1 protein-coding gene is annotated in these 1612 nt (G+C 65.2%); it reads right to left on the bottom strand.

The window, feature by feature from the left end; all coding sequences use genetic code 11:
- Window positions 1-129 precede the first annotated feature (129 nt).
- Window positions 130-1398 (bottom strand): ABC transporter substrate-binding protein, encoded by a 1269-nt coding sequence (locus tag JYJ84_RS36180; protein ID WP_175219329.1) that lies wholly within the window; start codon window positions 1396-1398, stop codon window positions 130-132.
- Window positions 1399-1612 lie beyond the last annotated feature (214 nt).

The raw sequence follows: 1612 nt of genomic DNA, 5'->3' as shown, positions 1-1612 counted from the left end.
CGCCCGGGCGGGCTCCATCACAAATGCAGGACTACTACTGATTTCGATGCTTCCGGTTCTCATTCGATGTCTCCTTTCAGGCCGGCACGCTACAAAGGCCGGCCCGATCGATCAAGCGCGCCGCGGCGCTCAGTGCCAGTTGCCGCCCGGCGCGAGCCGTTTGAGCGCGACCGCGAGCCGCGCGAGCGCACCCGATGCGGTGTCGCTGCCGGCGAGCACGTCGTGCGCAGCGTTCCAGAACTGGTTGCTGACCTGGTTGTACTTCGCGCCGGTCACGGTCGACGGCCGTGCGACCGCCACGCTGAAGGTCGGCAGCAGGTCGGCCATGAACGGGTTGGCCTGCAGGATGTCCTTGTCCCGATAGAGCGCCGGAAGCGTCGGGTTGTACGACCCCTGGATCGCACGCATCTTCTGCACGTCCGCGCTCGCCAGGTACATCACGAGATCGGCGGCCAGTTTCGGGTTCGGCGAGTAGCGCGACACGGCGAGCTGCCATCCGCCCAGCGTGGCGGCCGGGCGGCCGTCGGCGCCGCCCTTCGGCAGCGGCGCAATGCCGACCTTGCCCTTGATCGGACTGCCCGTGCGATTCGCGATCGCCCACGCGTAGGGCCAATTGCGCATGAACACGGCATTGCCGGCCTGGAACACGCCGCGGGCCTCCTCTTCGCCGTAGTTCAGCACGGCCTTCGGGCTGATCGTACCGACCCATTTCGCCGACTGCTCGAGCGCCTTGATCGCGCCCGGGTTGTCGATCGTCACGCGCCCCTTGTCGTCGACCACCGTGCCGCCGTTGTAGCTGCTGACCCATTCGAGCGCATCGCAGGTCAGCCCTTCGTACGCGCGCCCCTGCCACACGTAGCCCCAGACCTTTTCGTTGCCCGCGCTGCGCTCGCCCGACTGGATCTTGCGCGCGGTGGCGTCGAGCTCATCCCACGTTGCGGGCACTTTCACGCGATACTTGTCGAGCAGGTCCTTGCGGTAGTAAAGGAGCCCCGTATCGATGAACCACGGCATCGCGACCAGCTTGCCGTTCACCGTATCGTTCGCGACGATGCTCGGGAACGACTGGCTTTCGAGCCCTTTGCTGTACGGCTTCAGGTCGATCAGGTGGTTCGCGAGGATGCCCGGCCAGACCGTGTCGATCTGCATCACGTCGATCTTGTCCGAACCGCTACCGAGCAACTGCTGATAGAGCGCCAGCGTCTCGCTCGAGTTATTGGGCATGCTGATGAACTCGACCTCGTTGCCGGTCTTCTCGGCCCAGCGCTTCGCCGAGACCTGGCAAATGTCCTGGTCGACGCCGGCTGCGCCACATGCGATCCGCAGCGTCGTCGCGCCGGCCGTGGCAGCCGTCATCGCGAGCGCCATCGTCAGCAAACCTGCCTTGAGCTTCGTCATTCGGTGTCTCCAGTTTTTTTCGAATCGTTCGAATCGCGCGCCGCGGTGTCGCGAGCGCGTCGCCGGGTGCCGTGGGTCTATGAGACTCCAGTCCGGTTAATCGAAAATTTCGGAAACGCGGCGCGCCATTAACAATCGAAACAATCGCCGTCGCGCGTCAGGCCAGCAGCGCGGCGAGCGCCGCCAGATCGAACGGCTTCGGCACGAACGGCAG

The sequence above is a fragment of the Burkholderia sp. LMG 13014 genome (genome assembly GCF_905232215.1).
Lineage (GTDB): Bacteria > Pseudomonadota > Gammaproteobacteria > Burkholderiales > Burkholderiaceae > Burkholderia.
Note: the sequence above shows the minus strand (reverse complement) of the source record. Positions and strands in the feature narration are given on the sequence as shown.

Bases quoted from the DNA above. Each gene is read 5' to 3' on its own strand.
- JYJ84_RS36180 (WP_175219329.1), bottom strand. From the start codon at position 1,398: ATGACGAAGCTCAAGGCAGGTTTGCTGACGATGGCGCTCGCGATGACG.